Raw genomic sequence first — 1,275 nt, 5'->3', positions numbered from 1 at the left:
CCCATGCGCGGGCGGGTGCGCCGCAGATTGGCCAGCTCCGTCTCGACCCGGGCGATCTCCTCCGGCGTCGCCTCCGAGACGCGGTAGATCAGGGAATGGATGGTCGAGGCGGGCGTGCCCTTGCGGGTCATCACCAGCGCGGCCTTGCCGGTGAAGGCTGCGAACAGCACGCCACCGGCGGTGTCGCCGTCGCGCGCCATGGGATCGAGGCCGAGCTCCTCGATCACGTAGCGCAGGATCGTGCTCTTCCCGACGCCCGCGTAGCCCCAGACGCGCGCGACCTGCTGGCGAGCCCTGCGGTTGCGGTACCAGTCGACGATCGTGGCGACCGCCGCGCGTTGCTGCCCGGTGAGGCTTATCCGATCCACGGCGTGGCCTCCTCCGTCACGTGCGACCAGCTGCGCCCTTTGGCGATCGCGTAGATCGTCTCCTTCCGCACGCCGTGCAGCCGGGCGATGCAGGCGCCGCAAAGGCCGATCCCGAGCATCCCGCGGATGCGCCGCACCTGCTCCTCGGTGAGCACGGCCGAGGAGTTCGTTTCGCCCGGCTGTGCGCCGCGCCGACGGGGCTGTGCGGCCCGGCGGCGCCGGTTCAGCCGCGCGTCGACGACGTTCTCGCGGTGCGAGCCCCAATAGAGGTTGCCCGGCGTGTTGTTGGTCGGGACGTCGTCGTGGTGGAGCACGAGCGCCTTGGCGAAGGGCGGTGGCCCGAGGAAGGCGAGCGCGACGAGGCGGTGCACGAACTGCTTGCGGCTCGCGCCCGAGGGGTCGGTCAGGACGACGTAAAGATGGCCGCTCGGCATCGACGCGGGCCGGAGCATGTGCCCCGCCGCCCAGCCACGGACGGAGCAGCGCCGCCTCACACGGCCGTGGTCGCTCACCTCGTAGGCCGGATAGCCCGGCACCACGCGCCAGGTCTCGTCGACCGCCTCGGGGGCGGAGTCGGGTTCGCTGTTCAAGCGTGTGCCTCCCAGCAGCGGGTCGCGTAGGGACAGGAGCGGCAGAGGTGGAAGTCGGATGCCTGGGCGATGCGCGGCGGCAGCTCGCCCGCCTCGGCGGCGCGCAGGATGTCGACGGCGTGGTCCGACAGGCGCTGCGCCTCCGCCGCGTCGAAGGGCACCGCCTCGTGGTGCAGCGCCAGCGTGTCGCGGTTGAGCGCCGTGAGCAGCGCCACCTCGAGCTCGAGGTAGGCCATGTAGAGCTGCACCTGCGCGAAGTAGATCGGCTTGGAGAGGCGCAGCCCGCGCTTGACCAGGTCGGTCCAGGACTTCTGGCC

At 71.8% G+C, this 1,275-nt stretch carries 2 protein-coding genes and 1 pseudogene; all 3 read right to left on the bottom strand.

The window, feature by feature from the left end; all coding sequences use genetic code 11:
* Positions 1 to 368, bottom strand: a 368-nt coding sequence (locus tag H596_RS0118890) for an AAA family ATPase (RefSeq protein WP_027286188.1), incomplete at its 3' end; no start/stop codon positions are given.
* Positions 356 to 958 carry an NUMOD4 motif-containing HNH endonuclease gene (locus tag H596_RS23185; protein WP_051213443.1) on the bottom strand — a complete coding sequence of 201 codons (603 nt, stop codon included), beginning with the start codon at positions 956 to 958 and terminating at the stop codon, positions 356 to 358. The genes H596_RS0118890 and H596_RS23185, both read right to left, overlap by 13 nt.
* Positions 955 to 1,275, bottom strand: a pseudogene (locus H596_RS24290) (hypothetical protein); the annotation flags it as partial. The gene H596_RS23185 and the pseudogene H596_RS24290, both read right to left, overlap by 4 nt.

The organism is Rubritepida flocculans DSM 14296, from assembly GCF_000425365.1.
Lineage (GTDB): Bacteria > Pseudomonadota > Alphaproteobacteria > Acetobacterales > Acetobacteraceae > Roseococcus > Roseococcus flocculans.
The sequence above is the reverse complement of the archived record's forward strand: the minus strand, read 5'-3'. Positions and strand labels throughout refer to the sequence as shown.